Raw genomic sequence first — 13,755 nt, forward strand, 5'->3', positions numbered from 1 at the left:
GTTATTTTTTTTAGCGGGCGACCCGCAAGCCGTGCTCAATCCCTCGGCTGAAAACAACCTGCCAGAGCTGAATATCCCGCGCGCGAAACGCCCCCGCGCAGGCATTCAGATAATAGCTAAACATCCGCTTGAATCGTTCAGAGTAGTTGTCCGCAATCTCCGGCCAGGCTTCCTGAAAACGTGCATGCCATGCCATCAATGTGGTGTCGTAATCCGCGCCAAAGTTATGCCAGTCTTCCATCACGAAATGGGACTCGCTGGCGTTGGCAATCTGGCGCACGGACGGTAAACAGCCATTCGGGAAGATGTATTTGTTGATCCACGGGTCGACGTTGTTGTCGGTGCGCTTAGACCCGATGGTGTGCAGCAGGAAAATGCCGTCTGGTTTCAAATTGCGATCCACGACGTCAAAATAGGTGTCGTAGTTTTTCGGGCCAACATGTTCGAACATACCCACGGAGACAATACGATCAAACTGTTCGTTCAGGTCACGGTAATCCTGCAGCCGGATGTCAACATCAAGACCCTGGCAGCGTTCTCGCGCCAGCTTTTGCTGTTCTGCTGAAATCGTGACGCCGACGACGCTGACGCCATAGTGCTTCGCCATAAAATACGCCAGCCCACCCCAGCCGCAGCCGATATCCAGCACACGCATTCCGGGCTCAAGCTGCAGTTTCTCGCTAATCAGACGCAGCTTGGCCTGTTGCGCCTCTTCAAGCGTCGATGCCTCTTTCCAGTAGGCGCAGGAATATTGCATGAAGGGGTCCAGCATACGGCTGAACAGGTCGTTGCCAAGGTCGTAGTGCTCTTTGCCGACGATCCAGGCGCGTTTTTTACTTTGCAGGTTAAACAGGCGGGCTGAGGCGACGCGCAGGGTGTCTTTCAGATGGCGAGGGAGTTGATTTTCCAGACCAGCACGCAAAACGCGGGTGAAAAATATATCCAGCCGTTCGCATTCCCACCAGCCATCCATATAACTTTCTCCCAGGCCTAACGATCCCTCTCGTAACACGCGTTTAAAAAAGTCGGGATGTTTAACCTGAGGATCGGATGGCGATGATCCATTAATCGTGATGCCTGCTCGACCTAACAGTTCACTGACGATCCGGGACCAGTTATCGTCCGGAACGCTGACTTCTTCTATACACGATGAACTCATAGCTTCTCCATCACCCTACTGTGATCAGAACCTTCAAACAGCGTAGACGCTTTTTTTGGTTTGTGAGAAATCTCACGGTATATACCGCGAGGCTAGTATCCGACGTAGAACAGAGGAAGGGAGATAACCCTTGCCGAAATGCCTTCCATGGTAAAACGGGAGCACTCCGGCTCCCGTTAACACTTAATATTTATCGTATTTAATCGAACCAAATTTAGTATAGGCCGCAAAATTTGGTGATTCAATAGAAAATTGTTAGCAACCTAATCACCGAAAAGTTACATAATTTTTGCAGTAATTACGCATGTGACGTTTCTGCCTGCGCGCGGTTATCCTGCGCACGCTGCGCGGCTGCCTGCATACGATAGCCCATGCCGGCCAGCGCAACGGTAACCAGCATCACGCTGGTGGTGGTCAGGAGCGGTGTGGCAATCAGCGCCGAGACCACCAGACTGGCCAGGAAGCACAGCCCTAGTTGCAGCGTATTCTGAAGTGCGGCCGCACGGCCTGTCGCCTGCGGGAAGGGACGAAGCGCCTGCGCCACAACGATAGGGTATATCGCGCCGTTCGCGATGGCCATTACGCAGAATGGAATCAAAATTTCAGCCAGACCGACGCCGGGAATAAAGCCGACGGCCCAGGTCCCGATAACGCTCAACGCATACAGCACCAGCAACCACGGCAGCATCTGCTGGCCTTCCCATTTTTGCAGCGCCGCGCGACAGCCGTACCCGCCAACCAGGAACGCGATGGTCTGCGGAACATAGCTCAGACCGATGGCCGCCGGGCTATAACCCATATCGTGCAGAATAAAGGGTGAACCGGTCAGCCATGCGAAGAAGCTCGCCGAGCAGGCAGCATAAATCAGCACATTACCGCGATACGCTTTGGCGCTCAGCAGGGAGGCAAAGGTAATTGGGCTGGCGTCGGCATGCGCCTCTTTTTTATGCGCGGGCTTGAGGGCGAACGCCGGCAGCATCAGGATCAGCGTGATGGCAAACAGCGTGGCAAAGATGGCCTGCCAGTCGAAATGTGCGAGGATCCAGCTACCCAGCAGCGGGGCGAGGGCAGGGGAAAGCCCCACCAGCGGCATAATGGTCGCGAAAATTCGGTTTGTACGGTTCGCCGGGTAGTAGTCGGTGACCAGCGCCTGCCAGGTGACGGCTGCGGCGCAGACGCCCACTGCCTGAATAAAACGCAGTACCAGCAGCCAGGTGGCGTCGCGAACCCATAGCATCCCCAGACAGCCCACGGCAAAAATGGCAAGACCGAGCAACAATACCGGCTTGCGGCCAAAGCGATCCGAGAGCGGTCCCCACAGCAGCTGCGCGAAGGCAAAACCGGCGAGGAACAAACTCAGGCTGGCGCTGATCGCGGCGGCAGGGGTTTGCAGATCTTCCTGCATGGCGGCGAAAGCCGGCAGGTACATATCGGTGGCTAAAAAGCCCAGCACGCTTAAGCCGCCGAGCCAGACTAAAAAACCTTTCCTGGGTTGCATTATTTTCTTCTCCTGAGGAGGCAGGTGTACATTGGCGCAGAGTGTAGGGAGTGCAAAGCGGCTTGTGAAACGCTAATATTTGGCGGGTGCATTCAAATTTTTTGCAGGCAGAAAATGTGGTCAGATTATTCTCTTGAAGTGGTCGATGCTGTCGCGCGTAACGGCAGCTTTAGCGGTGCAGCGCAGGAGTTGCACCGCGTCCCGTCGGCAATCAGCTATACGGTGCGTCAGCTAGAAGAGTGGCTGGCCGTTCCGCTGTTTGAACGGCGACATCGTGATGTGGAATTAACGCCTGCCGGGGCGTGGTTTTTGAAAGAAGGGCGTTCTGTTATCAAAAAAATGCAGATCACCCGCGAACAGTGTCAGCAGATCGCTAACGGCTGGCGGGGGCATCTTTCCATCGCGGTCGATAATATCGTGAAGCCGGAGCGCACCCGGCAAATGATCGTCGATTTCTATCGTCATTTTTCTGACGTTGAGTTGCGTGTTTCGCAGGAAGTGTTCAACGGCGTGTGGGACGCGCTGTCGGACGGCAGGGTAGAAATGGCGATTGGGGCGACGCAGGCGATTCCGGTTGGGGGACGCTACGCCTTTCGCGATATGGGGATGCTGAGCTGGAAATGCGTAGTGGCACGCGATCATCCCCTGGCGGCCATGGAGGGGCCGTTAAGCGACGATACCCTGCGTAACTGGCCGTCGCTGGTGCTGGAGGACACCTCCCGCTCGCTGCCCAAGCGTATCACCTGGCTGCTGGATAACCAGCGTCGCGTGGTCGCCCCGGACTGGGACTCGTCGGCGACCTGCCTCAGTGCAGGGCTGTGCGTCGCGATGGTGCCCGTTCATTTTGCGCGCCCGCGAATCGACACCGGCGAGTGGGTTGAACTGACGCTGGAGAATCCGTTCCCGGATGCGGCTTGCTGCCTGACCTGGCAACAAAATGATGTTTCACCTGCTATGGCCTGGCTGCTGGATTATCTGGGGGACAGCGAAACGCTTAACCGGGAATGGTTACGGGAGCCAGTGTGACTGGCTCCGTAAAGCGATTAACGACGGTAGTCGCGGAACGGACCATCCGCAACGGAACGGCGTTCGATGAGGCGCGGGTGGACTTCAATGGACTGCGACTCTTCACGTTTGTTGACGATCCTGTCGAGCAGCATGTTGAAGGCCGTTTCACCCAGCGAATCTTTCGGCTGGTGAATGGTGGTCAGCGCAGGGGTAAAGAAGCGCGCGTTGCGCACGTTGTCATAGCCGATCACGGAAATGTCCTGCGGGACGCGCAGACCCAGCTCATCGGCCGCACAGAGCGCGCCCATCGCCATGATGTCGCCCCCGCAGAAAACGGCGGTAGGACGATGTTGCTGGGAGACAATCTGCTGCATCGCGCGGTAGCCTGATTCCGGCTCAAAGTCACCCTGTACGATCCAGTTTTCTGGCACGGTGATCAGTGCTTCTTCCATCGCTTTCATAAAGCCAGCCAGACGACCTGCGCCGGTGTTACGCTCAAGCGGACCCGGGATCACGCCAATCTCACGATGACCGCGTTCGATCAAATAACGGCCCGCCATATAGCCGCCTTCAAAGGCGTTGTCGATAACGGAATCCGTGAAATCCGCACGGGCTTCACCCCAGTCCATCACCACCATCGGGATATGCCGATACTCTTCAAGCATCGACAGTACGGATTCCGGGTACTCGGAACACATCACCAGCAGACCATCCACGCGCTTCTGCGCCATCATGGAGAGATAGGCTCGCTGTTTTTCAATGCTGTTCCACGCGTTGCCCAAAATCAGGGTATAGCCTTTCTGGAAGCAGTTTTTCTCTACCGCTTCAATGATCTCAGCAAAATAGGCCGCTTCGCTGCTGGTCGCCAGCAGACCAATCGATTTGGTGTGATTCACCTTGAGGCTGCGCGCAACCGCACTTGGCGAGTAGTGCAGCTCTTTGATCGCTGCCCAGACGGCGTTGCGCGTCTCTTCCGCCACAAAGCGGGTTTTGTTAATTACATGTGATACGGTTGTAGTGGAAACGTTTGCGCGTTTTGCTACGTCTTTAATTGTTGCCATTAAATGTCACTCCAGACCATATCCTAAACTCCTGAAATACTTGAAGGTAAACGTTTGCCTTCTCTCACCCTTATCACGCAATTTTAGATTGCGGTACGCCAGGAAAACGACACGGGACGTCAGGAGGGGGTCAATGGCCGGTACGCTAATAAATTTAGCGTGGAATTTTGTCCTATCTTGATGAAAAGGGGAAGAGGTAAAGTGGTTATCAGCTTAAATCCGGGAAGATTTTTGACGTAAACTGTGCAAAAATGAGCAAGCTCACTTTTCGTGGGGGGATTAAAAGGAGAAAAATTGATGAATTCCGATCTGAAGTTTTCGCTGTTCACCACCATCGTTGTGCTGGCGCTGATTGTGGCGGCTGGCCTGACGGCTGCGCTGCACTGATTTACGCGGAGGGAGAATCTTCTCCCTCCCGGTTTACCGGATTGTTACTTCTCAGGCAAAAATCTTTTGCCATTTTGTTAACTTCTCATTTTTTGTGATTGATGTCATGCTTTCCGCTTCTTTGTTCTGTGTCACGACATGACACGGCATCCGGAGTTGACGCATGAAAATCAATTTTCCCCTGCTGGCCCTGGCGATTGGCGCTTTTGGGATTGGCACCACCGAATTCTCCCCGATGGGGTTACTGCCTGTTATCGCCCGGGGCGTGGATGTCTCGATCCCTGCGGCCGGGATGTTAATCAGCGCTTATGCCATCGGCGTGATGGTGGGGGCGCCGCTGATGACGCTACTGCTTTCACACCGCGCGCGCCGTAATGCGCTGATTTTCCTGATGGCGATTTTCACCCTGGGCAACGTGCTCTCTGCCATTTCACCTGACTACACCACCCTGATGCTGTCGCGCATTTTGACCAGCCTGAACCATGGCGCGTTCTTTGGGCTGGGCTCGGTCGTGGCCGCAAGCGTGGTGCCGAAACATAAGCAGGCAAGCGCCGTGGCGACCATGTTTATGGGGCTGACGATTGCCAACATTGGCGGCGTACCGGCTGCGACCTGGCTGGGTGAAGCGATCGGCTGGCGTATGTCATTCCTGGCAACCGCCGGGCTGGGCGTGGTGGCGATGGTGGCCTTGTTCTTCTCCCTGCCGAAAGGCAGCGCGGGTGAACGTCCGGACGTGCGCAAAGAGCTGTCGGTACTGGTGCGCCCGCAGGTGCTTTCTGCACTGCTGACCACCGTGCTGGGGGCCGGGGCGATGTTTACGCTCTATACCTACATTTCACCGGTGCTGCACGATATCACCCATGCAACCCCAATCTTTATTACCGCGATGCTGGTATTGATTGGCGTAGGGTTCTCAATGGGTAACTACCTTGGCGGGAAATTTGCCGACCGTTCAGTGACCGGAACGTTGAAAGGCTTTTTAACCTTGCTGATTGCCATCATGATCGCGATTCCGTGGCTGGCGCGTAACGAGTTTGGCGCGGCCATCGCGATGGTTGTCTGGGGCGCGGCCACCTTCGCCGTGGTGCCGCCGCTGCAGATGCGCGTGATGCGTGTCGCCCACGAGGCGCCGGGACTCTCTTCTTCGGTGAATATCGGTGCGTTTAACCTGGGGAACGCCCTGGGTGCTGCGGCTGGCGGCGCCGTCATTTCTGGCGGTCTGGGATACAGCTTTGTGCCGGTGATGGGGGCGATTATTGCCGCGCTCGGTCTGCTGCTGGTGATGATGTCCGGCCGGAAACAGCCAGAAGCCGTTTGCACGGCGGAATAATAAAAATAACGCAGAAGGGGGACCCCTTCTGCGTCTCTCTTACGCGGCGAAGTTCTTCGCGACGAAGTCCCAGTTGACCAGTGCCCAGAAGTGCTCCAGGTAGTTCGGGCGCGCGTTACGGTAATCAATGTAGTAAGCGTGCTCCCACACGTCCACGGTCATCAGCGGCGTAGCGCTGGTGGTCAGCGGGGTGCCTGCATTAGAGGTGGACACGATTGCCAGTTTGCCATCCGCTTCTTTTACCAGCCACGTCCAGCCAGAGCCGAAGTTCTTGATGGCGGCATCCGTAAACTTCGCTTTGAAATCGGCGAAGCTGCCAAAGGCGGCGTTAATCGCGGAAGCCAGTTCACCGGCAGGTTCACCACCGGCATTGGGTGCCAGGCAGTGCCAGTAGAAGGTGTGGTTCCACACCTGAGCCGCGTTGTTAAATACGCCACCCTCTGAGCTGCGGACGATCTCTTCCAGCGTTTTGCCTTCGAAATCGGTGCCTTTGATCAGATTGTTCAGGTTGGTGACATACGTCTGGTGATGTTTGCCGTAATGGTATTCCAGGGTTTCCGCAGAAATGTGCGGTGCCAGGGCGTCTTTTGCATACGGTAGTGCAGGTAATTCGAACGACATTGCTTCTCTCCTTATTGTATTTAGCGTTGCCAATAACCACACAGACAACAAGGACAGGATAGCAAATTGAAAGGGTATGCAAAAGAGGAACTTACCCTGCCACGGATGCGGCAGGGCAGGGGTTAGCGAATAGTTTTCGGCGTCATCACGCGACGTGCGCCGACGTAGTGACGTACCCAGTAGTCTTCACTCAGGGAGGTGATCTGAATATCCTGGCCGCTGCGCGGTGACTGGATAAATTTCCCGTTGCCGACATAGACACCCACATGGTCAGCCGTGCCGCGGCCTTGCGTGCGGAAGAAGACCAGATCGCCGTTTTCCAGCTCACCACGGCTCACCGGAGAGGCGTCGCGCAGGTGGTACATCTCATTAGCGGTACGCGGAATGCGGAACTTAACCAGATCTTTATAGGCGTAATAGACCAGGCCGCTACAGTCGAAGCCGGTTCGTGGCGAACTGCCACCCCAGCGATAAGGTTTGCCAATTTGCCCCATCAGTTTATTCATCGCGGTTTTTTGCGCTTTCTGTACACGGACTTTATGTACTTCCGCGATTTTCGTGACTTTGGTGCATTTCGCTTTGTGGCCTTTACGCGTAATGCATTTTTCAGTGACGAGGTTAGCAGCGGTCAGCGAAGTTTTACTTTTGGTGGTGTGGGCAGTGCGGGAAGATTTTGTTTTGGTCTTGCTGGAAGCGGTTTGTGTCGTCTTGGTGGTCGTCTTTTTCTTTTCGTTCTTTGTGGTGGTTTTTTTCTTACGTTCTGTGGCTTTTACCAGATGGCTTTTTTGTACAGCAGAATGCCGCGCCTGCTGAGAGGCGTTTGCCACTGGCGTGAGAGTGAGTGATGTAAACAGTAAAGCACAGAGCGTGATCGAGATTTTTGTTATCCGCGCCACTGGGCAGTCCCCTGATAAATGCAGGTCATCAATAATACCCGCGAGTGATTTACAAAGCCCGTCGATTCTAATCCATAAAAACCCGAGAAGTTAATAGCATTTTTCAATCTAAAAACCTGTTTCGTTAGCAAGTGCAAAAAAATTCATCGTTCTGTCGCACAATTGTTCACTCCCTAAGCAAAACCCTGACTGCCGCAGGGTTAAACACCATTTGCAATGCAACTTTTGTAGAGTCGCGGTAAAATGTATAAACGTGACGAAAATGTTATTTTCCGATGCCAGCCTGACCCGCTACAATGTCAGACTATTGCCGTAACAGAAGTTAAAGGAAGCAAGACATGAGCACCACTATTGAAAAAATCCAGCGCCAGATCGCTGAAAACCCGATTCTGCTGTATATGAAAGGTTCTCCGAAGCTGCCAAGCTGCGGCTTCTCCGCGCAAGCGGTTCAGGCGCTCTCAGCCTGTGGTGAGCGTTTTGCTTACGTTGATATCCTGCAGAACCCGGACATCCGTGCTGAGCTGCCAAAATACGCTAACTGGCCAACCTTCCCGCAGCTGTGGGTAGACGGTGAGCTGGTAGGCGGCTGCGATATCCTGATTGAAATGTATCAGCGCGGTGAACTGCAGCAGCTGATCAAAGAGACCGCGGCGAAGTACAAAACCGAAGAGCCGGACGCAGAGTAAGTTTGCTGCGCAAATAAAAAAGCGACCTGTTAAGGTCGCTTTTTTTATTCTTCGCTGTCACCTGTCGGCAGCGGCCAGCCGCCCAGTCGCTTCCAGCGGTTGACGATCTCACAGAACAGCTCTGCGGTGCGCTCCGTGTCATACAGAGCCGAGTGCGCCTGCGTGCCGTCAAATTCAATACCCGCCGTAATACAGGCTTTTGATAACACCGTTTGCCCCAGCGCCAGACCGCTCAGTGCTGCCGTGTCGAAGGTCACAAACGGGTGGAAAGGGTTGCGTTTGAGCGAGGCGCGCTCCGCTGCGGCCATGGTAAAGGTGTGATCGAAGGTGGCGTTATGCGCCACCATGATGGCGCGGCTGCAGTTACTCTCTTTCATGCCTTTACGCACCATTTTAAAAATGGCGTGCAGCGCATCATATTCGCTTACCGCACCGCGCAGTGGGTTATGCGGATCGATACCGTTAAAGGCCAGCGCTTCCGGCTGTAAGTTTGCCCCTTCGAAAGGTTCAACGTGGAAATGCAGCGTGGTGTCTGGTGTAAGCCAGCCCTGTTCATCCATCTTCAGCGTGATGGCGGCAATTTCGAGCAGCGCATCGGTTTTAGCGTTAAATCCGGCTGTTTCTACATCAATGACAACGGGATAAAAACCACGAAAACGGTCGCACAGACCGCTAAATTGAGCGTTATCGGACATCAGGGTCTCTTACAAGGGGAAAAAGCAGAGCGCATTATGGCAAATTTTGCGGGGTGATGCAGTAAAACTACGGGCGCATATTGCGCCCTGAGGGATCAGTTGCCCAGACCACGACCGGCATCTTTGGCTTCAATCAGCTCGATTTTGTAACCGTCCGGATCTTCCACAAATGCAATCACAGTGGTGCCGCCTTTAACCGGACCCGCTTCACGGGTGACGTTACCGCCGTTGCTGCGGATGCGTTCGCACGCTTCGGCTGCGTTGTCCACTTCCAGCGCGATATGGCCGTAGGCGTTGCCCAGGTCATAGCTGTCCACGCCCCAGTTATAGGTCAGCTCAATCACCGCTTCATCCGTTTCCGGGCCGTAACCCACGAACGCCAGCGAGTATTTGTATTGCGGGTTTTCGCTGGTGCGCAGCAGTTTCATGCCCAGTACGTTAGTGTAGAAATCAATAGAACGTTGCAGATCGCCAACGCGCAGCATGGTGTGAAGTAGGCGCATAATTTCCTCATTAACCAATGGATTTGAATATTTTTTTGAACAGAAACGATGTTTTAGTATAGCGGCGAAGTGTCGCCGCTATCAATGAACAATGGTGAGATTAGAGAGAAGGGTAGTCGGTGTAACCTTCAGCGCCGCCGCCGTAGAAGCTTTCAGGACGCTGCGGGTTCAGAGCGGCTTTCTGTTGCAGGCGGGCGACCAGGTCCGGGTTGGCGATATAGTCGCGGCCAAACGCAACGGCATCGATCAGCCCTTTGCCGATCAGGTCTTCCGCTTTCTCAGGCGTATAGGCACCCGCACCGATGATCACCCCGTGGAAGCGCTCACGCACTTTCTGACGGAAGGCTTCCGTATAAGGTTTACCGCCGGCCCAGTCTGGCTCAGACATGTGCAGATAGGCGATACCGCGTTTTGCCAGCTCTTCAATCAGATAGAGCGCATCCGCTTCTTCGTTCGGGCCGTTGTCGACGTTCTGGAAAGAACCGATCGGGGAGACGCGAATGCCGATACGATCCGGGCTCCACTCCTGGCATACGGCATCAACCACTTCCAGCACCAGACGGGCGCGGTTCTCGACGCTGCCGCCATACTGGTCGGTACGCTGGTTAGATGACGGTGACAGGAACTGGTGCAGCAGGTAACCGTGCGCGGAGTGCAGCTCAATCAAATCAAAACCTGCTTCACGGGCGTTGGCCACGGCCTGACGGAAATCGTTCACGATACCCGGGATCTCATCCAGCTCCAGGGCGCGCGGCGTTGAGGTATCGACGCGGATCGCGTTACCGTTTTCATCACGCAGTGAGGTGCGGGTGTTAGCATTCAGGGCAGAGGCTGAAACCGGTGCCTGGCCGCCAGGCTGAATGCTGCTGTGGGAGATACGCCCGGTGTGCCACAGCTGGACGGCAATGCGTCCCTCTTCAGCATGCACGCCCGCGGTAATTTTCTGCCATGCGGCGATCTGTTCTGGGCTGTGCAGCCCCGGCGCACCCGCATAACCTTTAGCCTGAGCAGAAATCTGCGTAGCTTCGGTGATGATCAGGCCGGAACTGGCGCGCTGACGATAGTATTCACCCATCAGTGGGGTGGGGATGTCACCCGGCTCAATGCTGCGCAGACGGGTAAGCGGAGCCATGAACACGCGGTTTGGCGCGGTAACGGCACCCACTTTTAAGGGGGTAAATAATTTTTCAGCTGACATAAAGACTCCTGAGTAGACCAGTCGACTAGTAATAAGATAAATAAAAACGCCTGTTAAATGCCAGGCGCAGTAATTGTGTTTTTCACATGTGCCAGCGCGCTTTCCAGCGGCACGGCACTGCGCGAAATCTTGGCCTGCAGGTTAGCGCCTAACCATAGCGCGTATAACACCTGCGCCTGAGTCAGAGGCTCACCCGAAAAGGCCAGCGTTTTTTCATTGCGGCCTTTTTCCAGCGCCTGGGCCAGCAGGGCGATAACACCGCTGGCACCTTTATCCATCGCCGTGCGCATATCTTCGGAGAGATCGCACACTTCGGCAGACAGTTTTACCGTCAGGCATCCGCTGATAATGCCCTGCTGACAGAACTGATTCAGCGTTTCCTGATAGTAGTTAAGAACACGATCCCGATAGTTACCTTCACCCGTGGCGAAGTGGGTCGCGAGACGCTGATGGTAGCCCGCATAGTGCCGCTCCAGCATCGCCACGCCAAACGCCTCTTTGGACCGGAAGTAGTGATAAAACGACCCCTTCGGTACCTCAGCAGTTTTTAATAGCTCGCTTAACCCCATGCCGGTGAAACCGCGATGCATGCAAAGCCGCTCGCCAGTCGCCAGTAGATGTTCGCGGGTATCGTGTTCAGTATTTCTGCTCATGGCCTCACTCTAATAGACCGTTCGGTCTAATGCAAGCCTGTTTACTGCCGACAACCATTCAGAATATCCAGCTGCTGTTGATAAACCTTTGATTTAATGTCCATCATACCCAGCACCGTTGAGAATAAATTGTCCTGCGAAACCGCATTTTTTGCCGCATAGTCGCGTAAGCACTGCGCGTTGATGCCAAAGTTTTTTGCATAATCCGGCGATAGCCAGAACATAAACGGGATGTGCGTTTGTTGCTCGGGTGCCAGCATGTATGGCGTACCGTGCAGGTAAATACCGCTTTCACCCAGCGATTCACCGTGGTCTGACAAATAAATCAGGGCGGTGTTCATGTTCGCTTGACGGGCTTTCAGTGCGTCAATGGTTTTGCTGACCATGCTGTCGGTATACAGGATGGTGTTGTCATAGGTGTTCATCAGCGCCTGATGATCGCAATCCTGAATTTCGTTCGTGTCGCAGGTTGGGGTGAATTTACGGAAATTGTCCGGGTAACGGCGATAGTACGCCGGACCGTGGCTGCCCATCAGGTGGATAACCAGCACCGTATCTTGCTTCACGCCATCCAGCACGTTGTCCAGACGGTAGAAGTTCACATCGTCAATACAGGATTTGTCTTTACAGAACTGATCCAGATTCCACTGCGTCATGTCGGTATGAGGCACGCGATCGCAGGCGCCTTTACAGCCGCCGTCGTTATCGCGCCACAGCAGGTTGACGCCCGCGTGCCTGAGCACGTCAAGCAGCCCTTCCTGATGCCGAGCCAGGTCGGCATCGTATTTGCTGCGCGTCATGCCGGAGAACATGCAGGGAACGGAAACCGCGGTTTCGGTGCCACATGAAGAGGCCTGCGGGAAGTTAATCACGTCCTGCTTTTTCAGCTCGGGGTTGGTTTCGCGCCCGTAACCGTTCAGGGAGTAGTTTGCCGCGCGAGAGGCTTCGCCGACGACAAGCACCAGAACGGTTTTCTTTTGCTGACCCGCAATCAGCGAGCCTTTATGCGCATCTTCGCCAATGCGCACCAGCGTTTGATCGCCGGCAAACCAGCGCATTTTGCTGTACTTCACCACGGCGCTGACATAGTTCGCCGGGGTAACCATTTTGACGATGCTTTTGTTATTGCGGAACAGCGACGCGTAATCTTTATAAAACAGTGCGGCAATCAGGATGATCACCAGCAGAGCGCCCAGCATCGCGGCTACGCGCGTCAGCAGCGCGTACCACCATTTTCCGGTACGAATTCGGGTGAGAGCCAGCACCACGGAGGGCACGAGGCCAGCAACAACAATCCACAGAATCATCTGCGGGGTCACCAGGGCGGTGGCTTCCTGAGAGTTGGTTTCGAACACGTTGACGATCATGTTCTGATCGATGACCGCGCCGTAGGTATACATAAAATAGGTTGCCGCAGCGCAACCGACAGTTAAAACGATCAGCAGCGGCTTACGGATGTACGGGATATTGAGCAGGCTAAAAACAATTACCCAGCCACAAAACAGCACCACCGGCACGGACGCGGCAAAGAGAATGTCGTGCAGATGCGCAGGGGCAATAATGGCCCAGCTGCGCTGGATAAACAGCCCGTTCAGCAGGGTAAAAAAGAGTGCACAGCCCAGAGTAAATTTAATATCGTTACATTGTAACTTTTTGATTAACTGCATCGATCGAAAAACCTGTTCTTATGATGATGGGCTGAGTATAGAGAGGGAAGATTAGTGAAACCTTAATGCCACAAAACTGTGGTAAAGCCCTTGCACCTGACGCGTTTAGCGTCTTCACTGTAGATGAGAGTGGTCATGCGGAGGTCAGTGTGGCAGAGCAACTGGAGTTTTTCCCCATCCAGAGCCCGTGCCGGGGTATTTGTCAGGTAGATGAACGCGGATATTGCCGCGGGTGCATGCGCACCCGTGACGAGCGCTTTAACTGGCAAAACTTCAGCGACACGCAAAAACAGGAGGTGCTCCGGCTGTGCCGGCAGCGACTTCTGCGCAAAATCCGCGCAAACAAAGCCGCTGAGACCGAAGAACCTCAGCAACCTTCACTGTTTTAACACG

Annotated in this window: 15 protein-coding genes; 5 read left to right on the forward strand and 10 right to left on the reverse strand. The window is 54.6% G+C overall.

Annotated features, from left to right (window positions below):
• Positions 1 to 10: 10 nt before the first annotated feature.
• Positions 11 to 1,159: a cyclopropane fatty acyl phospholipid synthase gene (cfa, locus tag G0034_RS09335; RefSeq protein ID WP_014883549.1), complete on the reverse strand. Its 1,149-nt coding sequence runs from the start codon at positions 1,157 to 1,159 to the stop codon at positions 11 to 13.
• A 298-nt stretch (positions 1,160 to 1,457) separates the two neighbouring features.
• Complete coding sequence (gene punC / locus G0034_RS09340) at positions 1,458 to 2,657, reverse strand: purine nucleoside transporter PunC (RefSeq protein WP_032636819.1); 1,200 nt, start codon at positions 2,655 to 2,657, stop codon at positions 1,458 to 1,460.
• A gap of 114 nt (positions 2,658 to 2,771) precedes the next feature.
• Here punC and punR point away from each other — a divergent pair, with 114 nt between their 5' ends.
• Entirely contained in the window at positions 2,772 to 3,683 is a 912-nt protein-coding gene (punR, locus tag G0034_RS09345; RefSeq protein WP_179120748.1) for a DNA-binding transcriptional activator PunR, read from the forward strand.
• Between the two features lie 17 nt (positions 3,684 to 3,700).
• Here punR and purR read toward each other — a convergent pair whose 3' ends face one another.
• Positions 3,701 to 4,726 (reverse strand): HTH-type transcriptional repressor PurR, encoded by a 1,026-nt coding sequence (purR, locus tag G0034_RS09350; protein ID WP_014883552.1) that lies wholly within the window; start codon positions 4,724 to 4,726, stop codon positions 3,701 to 3,703.
• A gap of 297 nt (positions 4,727 to 5,023) precedes the next feature.
• Between purR and cydH the strand changes: the two genes are divergently transcribed.
• Both cydH and G0034_RS09360 read left to right on the forward strand, forming a co-directional pair.
• Positions 5,024 to 5,113: a cytochrome bd-I oxidase subunit CydH gene (gene cydH / locus G0034_RS09355; RefSeq protein WP_179120749.1), complete on the forward strand. Its 90-nt coding sequence runs from the start codon at positions 5,024 to 5,026 to the stop codon at positions 5,111 to 5,113.
• A 163-nt stretch (positions 5,114 to 5,276) separates the two neighbouring features.
• Entirely contained in the window at positions 5,277 to 6,443 is a 1,167-nt protein-coding gene (locus tag G0034_RS09360; RefSeq protein ID WP_014883554.1) for an MFS transporter, read from the forward strand.
• A gap of 39 nt (positions 6,444 to 6,482) precedes the next feature.
• Here G0034_RS09360 and sodB read toward each other — a convergent pair whose 3' ends face one another.
• On the reverse strand, positions 6,483 to 7,064 hold the full coding sequence (gene sodB, locus G0034_RS09365) for a superoxide dismutase [Fe] (protein WP_032636815.1): 582 nt from the start codon (positions 7,062 to 7,064) through the stop codon (positions 6,483 to 6,485).
• Positions 7,065 to 7,186: 122 nt separating this feature from the next.
• Positions 7,187 to 7,960 carry a C40 family peptidase gene (locus tag G0034_RS09370; protein ID WP_014883556.1) on the reverse strand — a complete coding sequence of 258 codons (774 nt, stop codon included), beginning with the start codon at positions 7,958 to 7,960 and terminating at the stop codon, positions 7,187 to 7,189.
• Positions 7,961 to 8,298: 338 nt separating this feature from the next.
• Between G0034_RS09370 and grxD the strand changes: the two genes are divergently transcribed.
• Positions 8,299 to 8,646, forward strand: coding sequence for a monothiol glutaredoxin 4 (grxD, locus tag G0034_RS09375; protein WP_003832760.1), 348 nt, complete (start codon positions 8,299 to 8,301; stop codon positions 8,644 to 8,646).
• Between the two features lie 44 nt (positions 8,647 to 8,690).
• Here the strand turns inward: grxD and rnt are convergent, their stop codons facing one another.
• The 5 genes from rnt to eptA all read right to left on the reverse strand — a co-directional run bounded on the left by rnt (position 8,691) and on the right by eptA (position 13,362).
• A complete protein-coding gene (rnt, locus tag G0034_RS09380; RefSeq protein ID WP_023332811.1) occupies positions 8,691 to 9,341 on the reverse strand; it encodes a ribonuclease T in 651 nt (216 codons plus the stop codon).
• A 95-nt stretch (positions 9,342 to 9,436) separates the two neighbouring features.
• The gene (gene gloA / locus G0034_RS09385) at positions 9,437 to 9,844 is read right to left on the reverse strand and encodes a lactoylglutathione lyase (protein WP_179120750.1); all 408 of its coding nucleotides are present in this window, start codon (positions 9,842 to 9,844) and stop codon (positions 9,437 to 9,439) included.
• Positions 9,845 to 9,944: 100 nt separating this feature from the next.
• A complete protein-coding gene (locus G0034_RS09390) occupies positions 9,945 to 11,042 on the reverse strand; it encodes an alkene reductase (RefSeq protein WP_014883559.1) in 1,098 nt (365 codons plus the stop codon).
• 53 nt (positions 11,043 to 11,095) lie between these two features.
• Entirely contained in the window at positions 11,096 to 11,695 is a 600-nt protein-coding gene (locus G0034_RS09395) for a TetR/AcrR family transcriptional regulator (RefSeq protein ID WP_014883560.1), read from the reverse strand.
• A 41-nt stretch (positions 11,696 to 11,736) separates the two neighbouring features.
• A complete protein-coding gene (gene eptA, locus G0034_RS09400) occupies positions 11,737 to 13,362 on the reverse strand; it encodes a phosphoethanolamine transferase EptA (RefSeq protein ID WP_014883561.1) in 1,626 nt (541 codons plus the stop codon).
• A gap of 149 nt (positions 13,363 to 13,511) precedes the next feature.
• Between eptA and G0034_RS09405 the strand changes: the two genes are divergently transcribed.
• Complete coding sequence (locus G0034_RS09405) at positions 13,512 to 13,751, forward strand: DUF1289 domain-containing protein (protein ID WP_014883562.1); 240 nt, start codon at positions 13,512 to 13,514, stop codon at positions 13,749 to 13,751.
• The last annotated feature ends 4 nt before the right edge of the window (positions 13,752 to 13,755 follow it).

It is taken from the genome of Enterobacter sp. T2, from assembly GCF_010692925.1.
In the GTDB taxonomy this organism is placed as follows: Bacteria; Pseudomonadota; Gammaproteobacteria; order Enterobacterales; family Enterobacteriaceae; genus Enterobacter; species Enterobacter kobei.